Here is a 14,757-nt window from a genome sequence, read left to right as displayed (position 1 = left end):
ATTTGATAAGGTTCCCATAACATCGATCTAAAATGAATCATTCTGGTCAAATCGAGTCTCCCATACTGTAACAACTTCAGATGTGTAAATGTCTTACTCAACTGAAACCGTTCTACAGTTTGTCAGGCAAACCAGTTTTCACATTTTTGAGGATGTATATTAATAAATTAGGTGGGTCAAACTTCAGATAAAAAGCTCATTAGCATCATATTTTTGATAAATATAAGCTAATGTTTTTGGAGCCTATCTAATTAGTGCTAATCGTCATACAGTTGAGGAGATGAATCGGATGAAATCGAAATTATTTTGGAGTTGCTGCACCGTCTTGGTAGCAAGCTTGCCTATTCCAGCCTTCGCTCAAACAGCCCCCGAAGCAAGTATTGACTACAAGGGTGGCTCGATGAACTACCAGATAGTACCTGGCAAAATACCTGACAGAACTTTGCCCAAAAACTTTGACTTTCCAATTATTACGAATGTTGCTACAGACACTAGCATCACCACGGATCACATAATTACCGATCAGTTTCGCGCACCAGCGACTCGTACAGAATACACCAGCGCTCTCACCGCCTGGTCTGAATCAATCAAAGAATGTCTGGGTAAACAGCCCCGCTTGATTCGAGCCAGCACCAAAAACCCGATTATGATTAATGGCAGAGTAGGCACCATTGTCAGAAACGCCAATAACCGTGCTGTTTGCAAATAAGCGAATAAGTTCCGCTGTCTGAAGACAAAAACTAGAGAGTGTTTTTGCACAAGACAAAAAGAGCAATAGGTTTTCTACTGCTCTTTTTGTTGTCAAAATTTTAATTAATTGGTTTGTAGTGAAAACTCTAGTCCTGCTTAATCCTTGAGGACTGAAGTCTTCACTACAAACGAGATAATTCCGAAAAGACCTGGTTTTTTCCAAAAATATGCTTTGAAGCCTGAAAGATATGGATTTCCACACTTTAATTTTTGATTAAGTAGCGCAAAATTCATTCGTATTCAGCAAAATTTCCCCATGATCGGGAATCCAAGCTAGCCACTTGTCCTCGGAGTGCTGACACAACAGCCGCGCTTCGTCAAAACTAAATGCTGTTGGGGGATTGAACAATCTTACCCACAGGTCAGGAGCCAATTTTGGTGCAGGTACGGCGCAGCCGAATCTTTCCCGATCGCGATCGCTCGTGATGCCGGCTGGCGGTTGCCAAGTACGAATATCTGTTTGCAGTTGCATAATTACTCCTGTCTGTTGAGCTAAGAGTCTGCACTCCTTGCGGGGTTTTAACAACCCAGAGCTGCAGATAAATTTTGATTATGTAGTCTATGTTACTGAATTATCAGGGTGAACGTGTAGTTTGTTGCAAAAATTTACAATGGAGATGGGAAAAGTGGCTCTAAGGTCGATCGGGTATTTGGGCGATCGACAGCGATCGACTACCATAGCCAACAACATCTAATTTATAGCAACCATAGCCAACGCTTAGGATATTCTTAATTATTTTTTGCCTGTGCCCTATTCCTTCTGCCTTCTGCCTTCTGCCTGATGACGTTGGACGGAAAGCTCGGGGGGACAGCACTAACAACTAATAACTAATAACTAATAACCAATAACTAATAACTAATAACTAATAACCAATAACTAATCACCAATAACTAATAACTAATAAGTAACAACATGAACCCAACCCAAGAATACCACTGGAAAACCCTAGATCGTTTTGTAGAAATCAACTCTCACTGGGTAAAGCTAATCGCCGAACATCTCGAAACTGCCGAAGGGAAAATAGTAGAATATTGGCGAGTAGAAAGAGCAGATTCAGTTGTAATTTTGACGGTTCAAGCTGACAAATTTTTGTTTCCCTCACCGATGTATCGCCCCGGCGTAGCATCCGCAACCCTCGATTTTCCCGGCGGTCGCGTACCAGAAGCAGTAACGCCAGCAGCGGCAGTTCCAGCTATAATCAAAAAAGAACTAGGCGTGACAGAAAGTGCGATCGCCCGCATCCAACCCCTCAACACCACAGGCTGGGCCATCAACAGTTCATTCTCCAATCAAAAACTCTACGGTTTTGTGGCAGAATTGCACCCGACAGCCACAGTCAACCCCGAACTTCTCGGCGCTGCATATCCTGTCACCCCCGACGGCATTCGAGACTTGCTCAAAAAATTAACTTGCCTCCAATGTCGAGCCTTGTTGCTAGAATGGCAAAACCACAACAATTTTAGATTGTAGATTTTGGATTTTAGATTTTAAATTGTTCCGCGACGCTAGCCGATTGACGATTTATTATAACCAACATCACCGAAACTAATTATGCCTCTCAATAATGAAGTTGCTGTCGAATGCCTCGACGTGACATATCGCCTCAACCGCAGGCATTTAGTAGACAAACTCAATTTCAAAGTGCTGCAAGGAGAAGTTTTAGTATTGCTGGGACGCAGCGGAAGTGGCAAAACTACTACCATGAAATTGATTAACAATTTACTCGCACCAACTAGCGGTGAAGTGCTTGTCATGGGAAAACCGACAACTGAATGGAACCCCATTCAATTGCGGCGAAAAATTGGTTATGTGATTCAAGAAATTGGCTTGTTTCCCCATTTTACCGTCGAGCAAAATGTCGGTTTAGTCCCGAAATTGGAAGGTTGGGAGCGATCGCGCATTCAATCTCGCGTCCGCCAACTGTTAGAATTAGTCAACCTCGATCCGCAGCACTTCGCCAAACGTTATCCCCATCAGTTATCTGGCGGACAGCGGCAGCGCGTGGGTGTCGCCAGAGCACTGGCGGCAGACCCTCCGATGCTGTTAATGGACGAACCGTTTGGTGCTTTAGACCCGATTACTCGCCTGGAATTGCAGCGGGAATTCGGTCAATTGCAGCAGCAACTGGGCAAAACTGTGATTTTTGTAACTCACGGCATTCAAGAAGCTTTTTTGTTAGCTTCTAAAATTGGTTTGATGCAGGATGGACGATTGGTTGAATTGGGTTCACCGGATGATTTTTTAAAATCTCAGCATCCAGAAGCTCAGGCATTTCTTGAATGTTTGCAAGTAGCTAGATTTGAATGATTTTAGCAAAAATTCTATAATATAGTTTTAGTAACTAAGCTGATAATCAAACGATGCACAGTCTTTACGAGACAGACTTCTATGCTTGGACGCAAGAACAAGCCAAGTTACTTCGCAAGTGTCAGTGGAGTGAACTTGACTTGCCAAATTTAATTGAGGAGATTGAATCTTTGGGCAAACAGGAACGTCAAGAACTTAGAAATCGTTTGAGCATTTTGCTGGGACATTTGCTGAAGTGGCAATATCAGCCCCAGCAGCGCAGTCGTAGCTGGCTGTCTACAATTCGAGTGCAGCGGCGGGACACTCAGAGACTGATACAGGATAACCCAAGTCTGAAACCTTACTTGCAAGAAGCTTTCCAAGAAGCTTATCAAAACGGTAGAGATTTGGCAGTAGGAGAAACCGATTTACCTCTTAAAACATTTCCTCCAAACTGCTTTTACAGCTTAGAGGAAATTCTGGACTTTCGCTTCTATCCTGGTGAAGAAAGTCCTGAAATGGAAAATGATTTATAAGATTGACAGCAATCAGGAATAACCAATTACCCGATGATAGAATTTTTAAATCGGTACGGTGCGGAGATAATTCAGCGCGTACTAGAACACTTATATTTAGTAACTGTCGCAATTTCGATCGCAATTATTGTCGGGATTCCCCTCGGGATTTTAGTCACGAGAAAACCCAAATTGAAAAAGCCGATTTTGGGATTTGCAAATATTATGCAAACAATTCCCAGTTTAGCTTTGTTTGGCTTGCTCATTCCGATGCCCGTTGTGGGAGGAATAGGCGATCGCACGGCAATCATCGCCCTCACACTTTATTCCCTACTGCCCATTATCCGCAACACTTATACCGGGATTGTCGGCGTCGATCCGGCGATCGTAGCAGCCGGGAGAGGTATGGGAATGACGGATCTGCAACTGTTATGGCAAGTAGAACTTCCCCTAGCGCTGGGCGTAATTTTGGCGGGAGTACGAGTTGCTGCGGTAATTGCGATCGGGCTAGCAACGATCGCCGCTGCAATTGGTGCCGGCGGCTTGGGCGTGTTTATTTTTCGCGGCGTTGCTACAGTCAACAATCAGTTACTTTTAGCTGGGGCAATTCCGTCAGCTTTAATGGCATTAGTAGCAGATTTTGGGCTGGGGTTAGTGGAAGGATGCCTCTCGAAAAGTACATTAACAACTATTAATGAAGACTGAAGTCCGAACGATCAAATCGTCAGTTGTGTGATTTTCTGCGAACCAGAAGCATTCGGAGGACTCGCCATCAGATTGCGGAGTTCATTTGAACGTTCAAGGTATTCTCGATTACATAAAACAGCTTCGCTTTCCTCCAGGGAAATAGGACTAGCCAAATCTATCCAAGAACGGCAACCGCCGTAGGCAGAAATGTACGGAATTTCTAGATTTTGGGCTAACCGATAAGCCCGCAGTAGTAAAATATAAATTGGCTGATTTTGTTTCCATTTCAGGCGGTCGCCGACAAATTTTTCATTCCAGATATGGTAAGGAAAAAGCGCCGTAATTGCAGGTTCCCAAGCAACCAAAAAAACATCGGTAATCTCAGCCCAACTGCTAATTTTAATAAATTCGGGATGCCAACCAGATTCTACCGTTTTTACCTGACTCGCAAAATCTGGCTTTAATAAATCAGGCTGTTGGTGTTCAAAAGTTGGATAAAGCAAAACCTGCTTGTCAGCAACATTAAACTGTCCTGCTTGCTCGCGAATGCCTCCCTTTCGCAACAGTACAATCGTTTTGCCCTGTTCCAAAGCATTAACCGCTACATTCCATTCTTTCAGCGCGCGATTAGTTGATTTCATGGGATTTAGTTTGGTTTTAACCAAAGTAACAAAATCGGTAATTTACAGCAATTATAACAACTTTTTTCTGTTAAAATTAGATAGTTTGAGAGTAAATAGTAGAAATCCAAATTAGGGCTATAGCTATGGAAAAGCGACAATTGGGGACATCGGGAATTCAAATTAGCCCGATAATTATGGGGACTTGGCAAGCTGGGAAGCGGATGTGGGTGGGAATTGAGGATGCCGAAACTATCAAAGCAATGCGCGCCGCTTTTGAGGCCGGTATTACTACCTTTGATACGGCGGAGGTTTACGGAGAAGGACATTCGGAACAAATTATCGGCAAAGCGCTTTCAGATGTGCGATCGCAAGTAGTTTATGCTAGCAAAGTTTTTGCCAACCATCTCAAACCGGATTTGTTAGTCGAGGCGTGCGATCGATCGCTAAAAAACCTCAACACCGATTATATCGACCTTTACCAAATCCACTGGCCCGCCGGGACTTGGAATTCCGAATTAGTGCCCATTGCAGAAACAATGGACGCGCTGAACAAATTAAAAGAACAGGGGAAGATTCGGGCGATCGGCGTTTCCAACTTCTCCAGCGCCCAAATAGCAGAAGCCGCCCAATACGGACGCATCGACAGCTTGCAACCGCCCTATTCTCTGTTTTGGCGCTGGGTAGAAAAAGAGGCAATGTCCTACTGTGTAGAAAATAATATCTCAATCGTTGCCTACTCATCTCTAGCTCAAGGAATATTAACAGGTAAATTCGGGCCGGAACACAAATTTGAAGAAGGCGATCACCGCGCCAAAAGCAAGCTGTTTATCAAAGAAAATTACGCCAGAGTCCAAACAGCATTAAATCAACTCAGGCCAATTGCCGATCGCCACCAAACAAGCTTGGGCAATTTAGCATTAGCCTGGTTAATCGCCCAGCCACAAACCAACGCAATTGTTGGCGCGCGCAATGCCGAACAAGCCACCGCTAATGCCAAAGCTGCCGAAGTAAAGCTGAGTCAAGAGGACTTAAAAGAAATTGACGCGATCGGGCGAACCGTCACCGATAGTTTAGATGACAACCCAGTTATGTGGAACTTCTAAAATAGTTGACTTCCAAAGGTTCGTAGTGAGGAATTCAGTCCTTCTTTGCCCAACTTGCATAGAAAGACTCAAGTCCTCACTACAAACAAATTTTATATGGTCGGGCAAGAGGTATAATATTTAAAACTTTGGACAAGAAATCTAAAATCTAAAATCCAAAATCTAAAATCGAATGAGTTATTGCCTAAACCCCAACTGTTCCAAGCCCGAAAACCCGGATACAGCCAAAATTTGCCGAAATTGTCGGTCAAAACTGCTGTTGCGCGACAGATATCGGGCCATAAAGGCGATCGGACAAGGAGGTTTTGGCAGAACATTACTCGCCGTTGACGAAGACAAACCATCAAAACCCCGCTGCGTCATCAAACAATTCTTACCCCCAGAAACCCCACTCATCCCATCAGCCAGCAATCGCAATAGCAAAAAAGCAGCCGAACTTTTTGAACAAGAAGCAATGCGATTAGACGAATTAGGGAAACATCCTCAAATTCCCGAACTCTTAGCATATTCCATCCAAGACAACCGACAATATGTAGTCCAAGAATTTATCGACGGACAAAATCTAGCACAAATTGTAGCAACAGAAGGTACATTTACACAAATTCAAATTCAAGACTTACTCAACAGCTTATTACCCGTACTTCACTTCATCCACTCCCACAACGTTATTCACCGAGATATCAAACCCGAAAACATCATCCGCCGCGCCGACAAACAATTAGTTTTAGTAGACTTTGGTGCAGCAAAAATAGCCACAGGTACAGCCTTACTCAAAACAGGAACTAGCATCGGTAGCCCCGAATACATCGCCCCCGAACAAGCCAGAGGTAAAGCATTTTTCACCAGTGATTTGTACAGTTTAGGCGTAACTTGCCTGTATTTGCTAACTCAAGTTTCTCCCTTTGATCTCTTCGATCCGGGCGAAGATGCCTGGATTTGGCGACAATATTTGGCAAACAACCCGGTGAGTGAAGAAACGGGCAAAATCTTAGACAAAATGATTGAAAATGCTACGAACCATCGCTATCAAACGGCTGTTGAAGTCTTAACTCAACTGAATCCAGAAGCAGCTATTAAACTCACCATTCCTCAAACAATTACCAAAGCAGTCAAACCTGCTGCCAATCCCAATCCGCCTCCTCAGCCAACTCATAACTGGCAATGTATTCATACTTTAACCGGACACAAAAATTTAATTTCCTCTGTAGCTTTCAGCCCTAACGGAGAAGTTATCGCCAGCGGTAGCGATGACAAAACAATCAAGCTTTGGCAAGTACAAGACGGGCAAGAAATAGTAACTCTCGCCGGACACATCAACTCAGTTCATACAGTAGTTTTTAGCCCCGATGGAAAAATACTTGCCAGCAGTAGTCACGATAAAACAATCAAATTTTGGCGGATGAAAGACGGGCAAGAAATACGCACGCTTGCAGGTCACAGCAACTCAGTTTATGGCTTAGTTTTCAGTCCCGACGGCGAAATTGTGGCTAGCAGCAGTTGGGACAAAACAATTAAGCTTTGGCGCGTGAAAGACGGGCAAGAAATCCGCACATTTAGCGGTCACAGTAACTTAGTTTACTGCGTCGCCTTCAGTCCTGACGGAGAAACTCTGGCTAGCAGCAGTTGGGACAGAACTATTAAGATTTGGCGAGTCAAAGATGGCAAGCTAATTCGCACGCTGACTGGTCATACAGACTGCGTGCGTTGTGTAGCTTTTAGTCCCAACGGAGAGTTTCTGGCGAGTGGCAGTCACGACAATACTATCAAAATTTGGTGGGTCAAAGATTGGCAAGAAATTTTAACAATTGCAGGTCATTCTTGGTATGTAGATTCGATCGCGTTTAGTCCCGATGGCGAAGTAATTGCCAGCAGTAGCAATCAAATTATCAAGATTTGGCGGGTAAAAAATGGTCAAGAACTTTGTAATATTTTAGGTCATACAAATTCTGTTTATTCCGTAAATTTTACCCCGGAAGGAGAGTTTTTGGCTAGCGGCAGCAGTGACAAAACTATCAAAATTTGGCAGAATATTATTTCGGTTTAATTAGCCTTCATAAAACAGGTTCGTAGTAAGGACTTTAGTCCTTCTTCATCGCAATAACCTTTCCTAGAGGACTGAAGTCCTCACTACAAACCTAAGACAGAGGAATGATTCAAGAGTTTTCTCTCTCAACTTTTCGTCGCAACTCCCGAATTATTGTACTTGTATGGCGATCGCGCGACATTTGCCAGCATTCCTCCACAATTGCTGATACATTAAAATTGGGAAAATAACGGCTAACTGAACTTTCGACATATCGACCATTTTGCAAGCAGTAAATTATGAGCCTATTTTTCTTAAACAGCCACACTTCCGGCACTTGATAAGGCAAGTAATCATCCAAATTAGTGTAGCTAGTGACATCCACTTCAATTACTAGATCGGGTGGCGGTTCAACACCCCAAGCAATCCGATCTTTACCCAGAATGGCGGCGCAATTATCGATATAAAAACAATAATCTGGTTCAATCCCTCTTACCTCCGGCAAATCCATCGTAATTGGCGTAAACGCTTCATAATCTCTGCCCAAGTAATCTAGTAGAACCTTGACGACATCAGCAATTATATCTGCTTGTTTTCCGTGTACGGGTAAAGGGGACATTAATAAAATCTCTCCTGGTCGATATTTGATGCGCGGAATTGAACGATCGCCCAATTGTTCTACAAGCGCTTGGTAATCCGGCCAACTACCGGGAAATTTTATCAGTGTTCCTGGTGGCAAATGAATCTTTTCTGGGGTGACGACTGCGAACATAAAACTTATACCTCCTGACTGAATTATATGTGTTTCAACCCACAGTCGCCACTGTTTCAGATAAAGGGTTTGAGACTACAAATAAACTCATTCTTTTCAATCTACCTGTTTCACCGCCTCCAAGGCTAGTCCTAGCACCCCTGCAATTTGCTCATCCTTCAAGCCCAACTCCCGTAATTTACCAACCATTTCAATTTTACCTTGATTCGCGCCGTCATGGTAGTCGGGAGTCGCAGGCTGACTTTTATCTGGCGTAGGAGTGAGTAGTTCTGAGCACCCATTGATATAGTTAATTGTGTGGCTATTACCAGAATTAGTAGTGCGATCGACCAAATGGATCTTCAGATTTAATTGCCGTTCTAAAACAGATTCCAGATTACCTTTATCAACTGGTTCACCAAAAACATTAGATAACATTTGTAAAAGCTTATAACCTACATCCTTAGCATGACCAGCCGTACAGCCATAAGTATCTGCAATATAATAATACTTTTGTCGCTTAAGTATTCCCTCTATAATTTTACGCTGCAAGTCATTTAGACGTTTGCCTGTCTTCGCGCTGAGCACTTCATCTACAAATTGCAATATATGGGCAGTGTCCATCAGTAGGGTTGTCAGAGAACTACGGTTAGTATAGCCGACTTTTTCCGTCTTTTTCCGCCTTTTTCCGCCTTGCATCCACATTTTATAAAGACCCGTCTTTTTCCGTCTTTTTTCTCTTTTCAGTTTTGGGCTATCGATATATGATACTCAAAAGTATAAAATTAGCTTCGCAAGAAAAACATTAATTGTCTGTAGGGATTGTCTTTTTGAGATAGTCACGGCGATTTAGACTAGATTTTTATATATAAAAAAACTAAAATGAAAAAACTAAGTTTATGGGCGCAAAAACTCAGCCTAATTTTGGGAGGAATTATGGCTGGTGTTTTTATGGGAGAATTAGCTCTGCATCTGGGGGGAATTAAAGGTATAGAAAAACCAAGCGATCTTGCTTCTTTTGCAAGTTACACACTAGACGATCCCGCTGGTTGGTCATTGAAACCGGGTGCGTCTTTCGAGTGGCAGGGGGAAGGCGATCGCTCCTTAATTCGCGCAAATAAAGATGGTTTGCGCGATCGCGAACATACTAAAGAAAAACCACCAAAAACTTTTCGGATCGCAGTGTTGGGAGATTCCTTTGCTGAATCTTTACAAGTACCGATGGAAAATACTTTTTGGTGGAAAATGAGAAAGCAACTCAATAAACAATGTACTGCTTTAGGCGATCGCAAAGTAGAGGTAATTAATTTTGGCGTTCAGGGCTATGGGACGGATCAAGAACTAATCACTCTGCGCCATAAAGTCTGGCAATATTCTCCAGATTTAGTGCTCTTAGCTTTTCTTCCTGGCAACGATATCATTAATAATTCAAAAAAACTTGAATTTTCTCAACGTAAGCCATTTTTCGTATATAAAAATGGCGAATTAGTTCTAGATAATTCAGGGCTGAACATTTCACAAAGACAACATAACTATTTAGAATTTTCATTTGTTGATTATCTTCCGACTTCGTTGGTCAATAATTCACGCATTTTGCGGTTAGTCAGACAAATTGATTTAAATAATAAGAAACGTCTAGTTGAGACGATAGACAGAAAGCGCTCAGGTCATAACTTTCAAGAACCTATCGATCCAGTATGGAAAGAGGCTTGGCAAGTAACAGAAGGATTAATTACACTAATGAATCGGGAAGTCAAGACCCAAAAAGCAGATTTTATGATTTTGATTGTCAGTTCGGGAGTTCAAGTCAATCCTGAGCCTATGATGCGTCAAAGCTATGTGAAACGATTTAGGATTAACGACTTGTATTATCCTAATCAGAGGATCAAAGCCCTTGGCGATCGCCTCAATATTACGACATTGGATACAGTCCCGCGATTGCGAGAGTATGCAGAAAAAAATAAAACTTGCGTACATGGCTTTCCCAATGCTATGCGCTGTGACGGTCATTGGAATAGTCAAGGTCATGAACAGGTTGCTCAACTTATGGCACAAAACTTATGCGATCGGTTCAAAGCAGAAGGTAAGAATTCCACCAACAATAACGCCCTAGTCAAGCAAAAGTAATATGATTCTTCTCACCTAAATAATAAAATTCTTAATAATTGTAGATCATTGATATAGCCATTGATGAGGATGGGGCAAAATCGTAATACTATCTGTTTTTAAACAGAAGTGCGATCGCCCTTTCTCAACTTCTTCAACAACTCCGGTGTCACCAACCCTTGCGGAAAAAATATCGTCCCTACGACAATCAGCAACCCAAAAATAATTAACCGTCCATCCCGCAGAAATTGCGCCAGCCAAACCGGCAATCCTTGAATAGTAGCCATCCCCCTCAAAACCTCCGGCAAAGCAGTAAAAATCATCCCACCCAAAACCGACCCGACAAAAGTTCTACTACCACCAATCAACACAAAAGTTAAGTAAATAATACTAGCATCAAAAGTACCTTGACGGGCGTTCCAAGTATTGAGGAAATGCGCGCTAACCGCACCGACAACCCCTGCTAAAATAGCGCCCAATGTAAAAGCCAGAACCTTATAAAAAGTCGGGTTAATGCCGATCGCATCAGCCGCCAACTCATCAGCCCGAATCGCCGCAAAAGCCCGTCCCACCCGGATGCGTTCCAGTCGGTACAGAATCGCCATACTTACCAGCAGCAAAGGCAGTACAATCCATAAATACTCGATCGACGTTGCAAACGGTTGCGGAATTCCAAAAATCCCCACAGCCCCGCCAGTAATATCCAGATTCAGGGATAAAACCCGCAGAATTTCCACAAAAGCAATAGTGGCGAGCGCCAAATAAATCCCCCTCAACCGCAACGCCGGAATACCCACCAAAATACCCAGCAACCCCGAAACAGCCCCTGCAATTATCATCTCCAATAACAGCAACGGCAGCGGAAATAAGCCACCCGTCGTTTGAAACACCGTCGTAGACAAAATCGCCGCAATATACCCGCCCAAAGCATAAAAACCGGGGCTAGCCAGAGACAACTGCCCACTCATCAAAGGCAAATATAACGACAATCCCAACATTGCACCCAGCAACATCAAGACAATCAGAAACCCGTAAGTAGTAAAAAATACAGCCATGATTTTATTTTAAATAATAAACATACTTAAATACCAACTTTATCTCCAATGTAGTCCTATCATAATCATTTATTTCTCTCTTCTCTTTCTCTGCGTTCTCTGCGTGCTCTGCGGTTAAATCATTCCGATCTAATTAGTTTCTGTAGGGGCAATCCCCCGTGGTTGCCCCAATTTTAATCGCCGCATCATCTTACACCTTTTCAATCAAACGCCGCCCAAACAAACCCTGCGGCCTAACCAACAACATCACAAACAAGATCGCAAAAGCCACAGCATCCTTATAAGCCGAAAAATCACCAGGAACAAAAGCCTCCACCAAACCAATTATAAACCCACCAAAAACAGCCCCAGGAATACTCCCCAAGCCGCCAAGCACAATCACAGCCAAACCCTTCAAACCAAAAGCAATTCCAAAATATGGCCCAGCAATACTCACACTAGAACCCACCAAACCCCCCGCCAAACCAGCTAGAAAACTGCTCACAAAAAACGTCAAAACAATATATCTATCAGTATTAATCCCTAACAAACTAGAAGTAGTCGCATCTTCTGCCACCGCCTGCATTGCTTTACCAAATTTGGTAAAATTTATCAAGTAAGTTAGCAGGCTAACAATCGCCACAGCTACCCCAAAAATCACTATTTGCACAGTGCGAATCGGAATCTGTCTATCCGCCGTACCAAAGTTAATAGCTGCTGGCAAATTACCGTAAGTATTAGCTGGAAAAGTGTAAATTTCCGCCCCTACAAGATATTGAATGATATTGGCGATCGCCACTGCCGCCCCCAAACTAGAAACAACTGTCAGCAAAGGATCTGAGTTTCTGCGGCGTAAAGGCAAAAAAGCAACTCTTTCCACAATTACTCCCACCAAACCAGCCAGCGTACTACCCAAAATTAGCGCCACAGCAAAAGGCAATTGTACGGGAATTCTCGCATTAGCTAACAACCCGTTAAAACCGAAAGCGCCCCCCATCAGCGTATAGGTGAAATAAGCACCCACAGTAAAGACTGCACCGTGAGCAAAATTAATAATTCCTAGAATAGAAAACACCAGTGTGTATCCCAGTGCAAAAATAGCATACACGCTGCCGATCGACAAACCATTCAAAAATTGTTGCAGAAACAGAGTTAAATCCATCGCCCGTCACGAATTACGCATCAATATTAAATCCAGTAGCATTGGAATTATATAGTGCGAGCGTCCCCGAAGAGCGATCGACTTCGCTTGGGGGGGACGATCGCACTATCAATGATTAAAATATATAATTCCGATGCTATCGGAAACGATATCAATATTAAATCATTCACCGATAGACAAACTAAAAATCTTCCTTCTATCCGTTACATCCGTTGCCGAACTTCCCTGTTGATTCATTTCAAAAACTCAAATCTACCATTATTTCCATCCGCCTCCATTTTAATCCGTGCCACATAAAAGTCTTTCTGATTGATTTCACCTTCCGGCGTAAAAGAAATTTCCCCTAAAGGCGTATCGTACTTACCTATCAACAACTTCTGATTCAGCTTTGTCCGCAATTGGGCTAAAGGCGTTTCACTAATCTTAGACTGAGCATTAATTGCCTTTAATGACTCAACAAAAACTTGTACCCCAGTAAAAGCTTGAGCGCTAAACTGAGGCGGTTCTTTCTTAAATTGGGCGCGATAAGCGTCGCGGAAAGCCTTATTAACTTCATTCTGATATTCCGGGCTGTATGCTTGGGCAATCAAAACCCCATCGCAAAGAGCCTTGCAAACGGTAAATACGTTGGAAGTATTCAGACCGTTGCCCCCAATAATAACGCCTTTGTAGCCTAACTCCCGCAACTGCTTAATTAAATTGCCTCCGTCTGCCGCCAACCCGGAAATAATTATCAAATCGGGCTTGACATTGATGGCATTAGTGGCTTGAGATTGGAAATCTGTATCAGTAGTCAAGAATTTTTGGACTGTTGCCAATTCCAGTCCCATCTCTTTAACTGTTTTCTGGAAAGTTTCAGTCTCAGATTTGCTAAAAGCATCATTCTGAGCAAAAAACACGGCTACTTTCTTGATATTGGGATTTTGCTTGAGGGCGGCTTTAACTGCGTTAGGTGCTACCACGGCGACGGGTGCGGAGACTCTGGCGACATAATCGCCAATCTGGGGAATACCTTTAGCTGTGTTGGAGGGTGCGAGCACGGGTACTTGGGCGCGATCGGCGATCGGATCTGCACCAAAAGCCTGTTGCGATAGAGTTGGGCCCACAATACCCACCACTTTATCCTGATTGATCAAAGTATTAAAAGCATTGATCGCCCCCTGTTCGTCTCCACCCGTATCTTGTAACACCACTCTAATCGGCGTCCCATCTACACCGCCGCGATCGTTGAAATACTTTTCAGCAATTTTCGCCCCTGCCACCTGTTCCTGGCCAAGTAAGGCGACATTGCTGGTTTGCGCCACCCCAACTCCAACGAGAATAGCGGCTGAGTTCGCCGCACCCGCACCCTGTGGCGAAGTTGCTGGAGATGGCGAAGTAGCTGTAGATACTGTTGTGGAGGTCTGAGGAGTGTTGGTCTGACTGCAACCAATCAGCAGTGAAGCGCAGGTAACGAATAAGGCACTAGGACGAGTAGTAGGGTTTTTCATGGGCGATCGAACATATATATATATAGAACATCTGTCTGTACAGATATTCTACCCATTGGCGGAAGAGTCCCCTGAAAAAACCTTACTAATACCGATCAAAAGAAGCGATATCCCGAGAACCAGAGCCCGGTAATAGTAGAATTGATTTGACTCAGCAGTGGAAAGACTTGCTGCGTATAGCTTTCAAGATTATCAAAAAACTTTGCAAAAAAGCTTGACAACTCAG

At 43.3% G+C, this 14,757-nt stretch carries 15 protein-coding genes; 8 read left to right on the top strand and 7 right to left on the bottom strand.

All coding sequences use genetic code 11. The features are described from left to right. Positions 1-289 precede the first annotated feature (289 nt). Complete coding sequence (locus QT998_RS24975; protein ID WP_333092908.1) at positions 290-709, top strand: hypothetical protein; 420 nt, start codon at positions 290-292, stop codon at positions 707-709. A 255-nt stretch (positions 710-964) separates the two neighbouring features. Here the strand turns inward: QT998_RS24975 and QT998_RS24970 are convergent, their stop codons facing one another. Continuing rightward, positions 965-1,222: a hypothetical protein gene (locus tag QT998_RS24970; RefSeq protein WP_333092907.1), complete on the bottom strand. Its 258-nt coding sequence runs from the start codon at positions 1,220-1,222 to the stop codon at positions 965-967. 441 nt (positions 1,223-1,663) lie between these two features. Between QT998_RS24970 and QT998_RS24965 the strand changes: the two genes are divergently transcribed. The 4 genes from QT998_RS24965 to QT998_RS24950 all read left to right on the top strand — a co-directional run bounded on the left by QT998_RS24965 (position 1,664) and on the right by QT998_RS24950 (position 4,257). Then, positions 1,664-2,221 (top strand): NUDIX hydrolase, encoded by a 558-nt coding sequence (locus tag QT998_RS24965; RefSeq protein WP_333092906.1) that lies wholly within the window; start codon positions 1,664-1,666, stop codon positions 2,219-2,221. 81 nt (positions 2,222-2,302) lie between these two features. Next, positions 2,303-3,058 carry an ATP-binding cassette domain-containing protein gene (locus QT998_RS24960; RefSeq protein WP_333092905.1) on the top strand — a complete coding sequence of 252 codons (756 nt, stop codon included), beginning with the start codon at positions 2,303-2,305 and terminating at the stop codon, positions 3,056-3,058. 53 nt (positions 3,059-3,111) lie between these two features. Beyond that, positions 3,112-3,573, top strand: a complete 462-nt coding sequence (locus tag QT998_RS24955) for a DUF29 domain-containing protein (protein ID WP_194009938.1) — start codon at positions 3,112-3,114, stop codon at positions 3,571-3,573. A 33-nt stretch (positions 3,574-3,606) separates the two neighbouring features. Then, entirely contained in the window at positions 3,607-4,257 is a 651-nt protein-coding gene (locus QT998_RS24950) for an ABC transporter permease (RefSeq protein ID WP_333118296.1), read from the top strand. 11 nt (positions 4,258-4,268) lie between these two features. On the opposite strand, the gene QT998_RS24945 is transcribed toward QT998_RS24950, so the two are convergent. After that, positions 4,269-4,880, bottom strand: coding sequence for a DUF1802 family protein (locus tag QT998_RS24945; RefSeq protein WP_333118294.1), 612 nt, complete (start codon positions 4,878-4,880; stop codon positions 4,269-4,271). A 125-nt stretch (positions 4,881-5,005) separates the two neighbouring features. On the opposite strand from QT998_RS24945, the gene QT998_RS24940 reads away from it, so the two are divergent. Both QT998_RS24940 and QT998_RS24935 read left to right on the top strand, forming a co-directional pair. Next, on the top strand, positions 5,006-5,965 hold the full coding sequence (locus tag QT998_RS24940; protein ID WP_333118291.1) for an aldo/keto reductase: 960 nt from the start codon (positions 5,006-5,008) through the stop codon (positions 5,963-5,965). 172 nt (positions 5,966-6,137) lie between these two features. Then, entirely contained in the window at positions 6,138-8,009 is a 1,872-nt protein-coding gene (locus QT998_RS24935) for a serine/threonine-protein kinase (protein ID WP_333118289.1), read from the top strand. 109 nt (positions 8,010-8,118) lie between these two features. Here QT998_RS24935 and QT998_RS24930 read toward each other — a convergent pair whose 3' ends face one another. Both QT998_RS24930 and QT998_RS24925 read right to left on the bottom strand, forming a co-directional pair. Continuing rightward, positions 8,119-8,760, bottom strand: coding sequence for a Uma2 family endonuclease (locus QT998_RS24930; protein ID WP_333118287.1), 642 nt, complete (start codon positions 8,758-8,760; stop codon positions 8,119-8,121). Positions 8,761-8,856: 96 nt separating this feature from the next. Beyond that, a complete protein-coding gene (locus tag QT998_RS24925) occupies positions 8,857-9,363 on the bottom strand; it encodes a hypothetical protein (RefSeq protein ID WP_333118285.1) in 507 nt (168 codons plus the stop codon). Between the two features lie 312 nt (positions 9,364-9,675). Between QT998_RS24925 and QT998_RS24920 the strand changes: the two genes are divergently transcribed. Further along, positions 9,676-10,866 (top strand): SGNH/GDSL hydrolase family protein, encoded by a 1,191-nt coding sequence (locus QT998_RS24920; RefSeq protein WP_333118282.1) that lies wholly within the window; start codon positions 9,676-9,678, stop codon positions 10,864-10,866. A gap of 98 nt (positions 10,867-10,964) precedes the next feature. Here the strand turns inward: QT998_RS24920 and QT998_RS24915 are convergent, their stop codons facing one another. From QT998_RS24915 to QT998_RS24905, 3 genes are all read right to left on the bottom strand, one after another. Beyond that, a complete protein-coding gene (locus tag QT998_RS24915) occupies positions 10,965-11,900 on the bottom strand; it encodes a branched-chain amino acid ABC transporter permease (RefSeq protein WP_333092896.1) in 936 nt (311 codons plus the stop codon). A 190-nt stretch (positions 11,901-12,090) separates the two neighbouring features. Next, complete coding sequence (locus QT998_RS24910; RefSeq protein ID WP_333118279.1) at positions 12,091-13,041, bottom strand: branched-chain amino acid ABC transporter permease; 951 nt, start codon at positions 13,039-13,041, stop codon at positions 12,091-12,093. A 233-nt stretch (positions 13,042-13,274) separates the two neighbouring features. Next, the gene (locus QT998_RS24905) at positions 13,275-14,531 is read right to left on the bottom strand and encodes an ABC transporter substrate-binding protein (RefSeq protein ID WP_333118276.1); all 1,257 of its coding nucleotides are present in this window, start codon (positions 14,529-14,531) and stop codon (positions 13,275-13,277) included. Between the last annotated feature and the right edge of the window lie 226 nt (positions 14,532-14,757).

Origin of the sequence: Microcoleus sp. S1D4 (assembly GCF_036700765.1) — a bacterium.
Classification (GTDB): domain Bacteria; phylum Cyanobacteriota; class Cyanobacteriia; order Cyanobacteriales; family Microcoleaceae; genus Microcoleus.
Note: the sequence above shows the minus strand (reverse complement) of the source record. Positions and strands in the feature narration are given on the sequence as shown.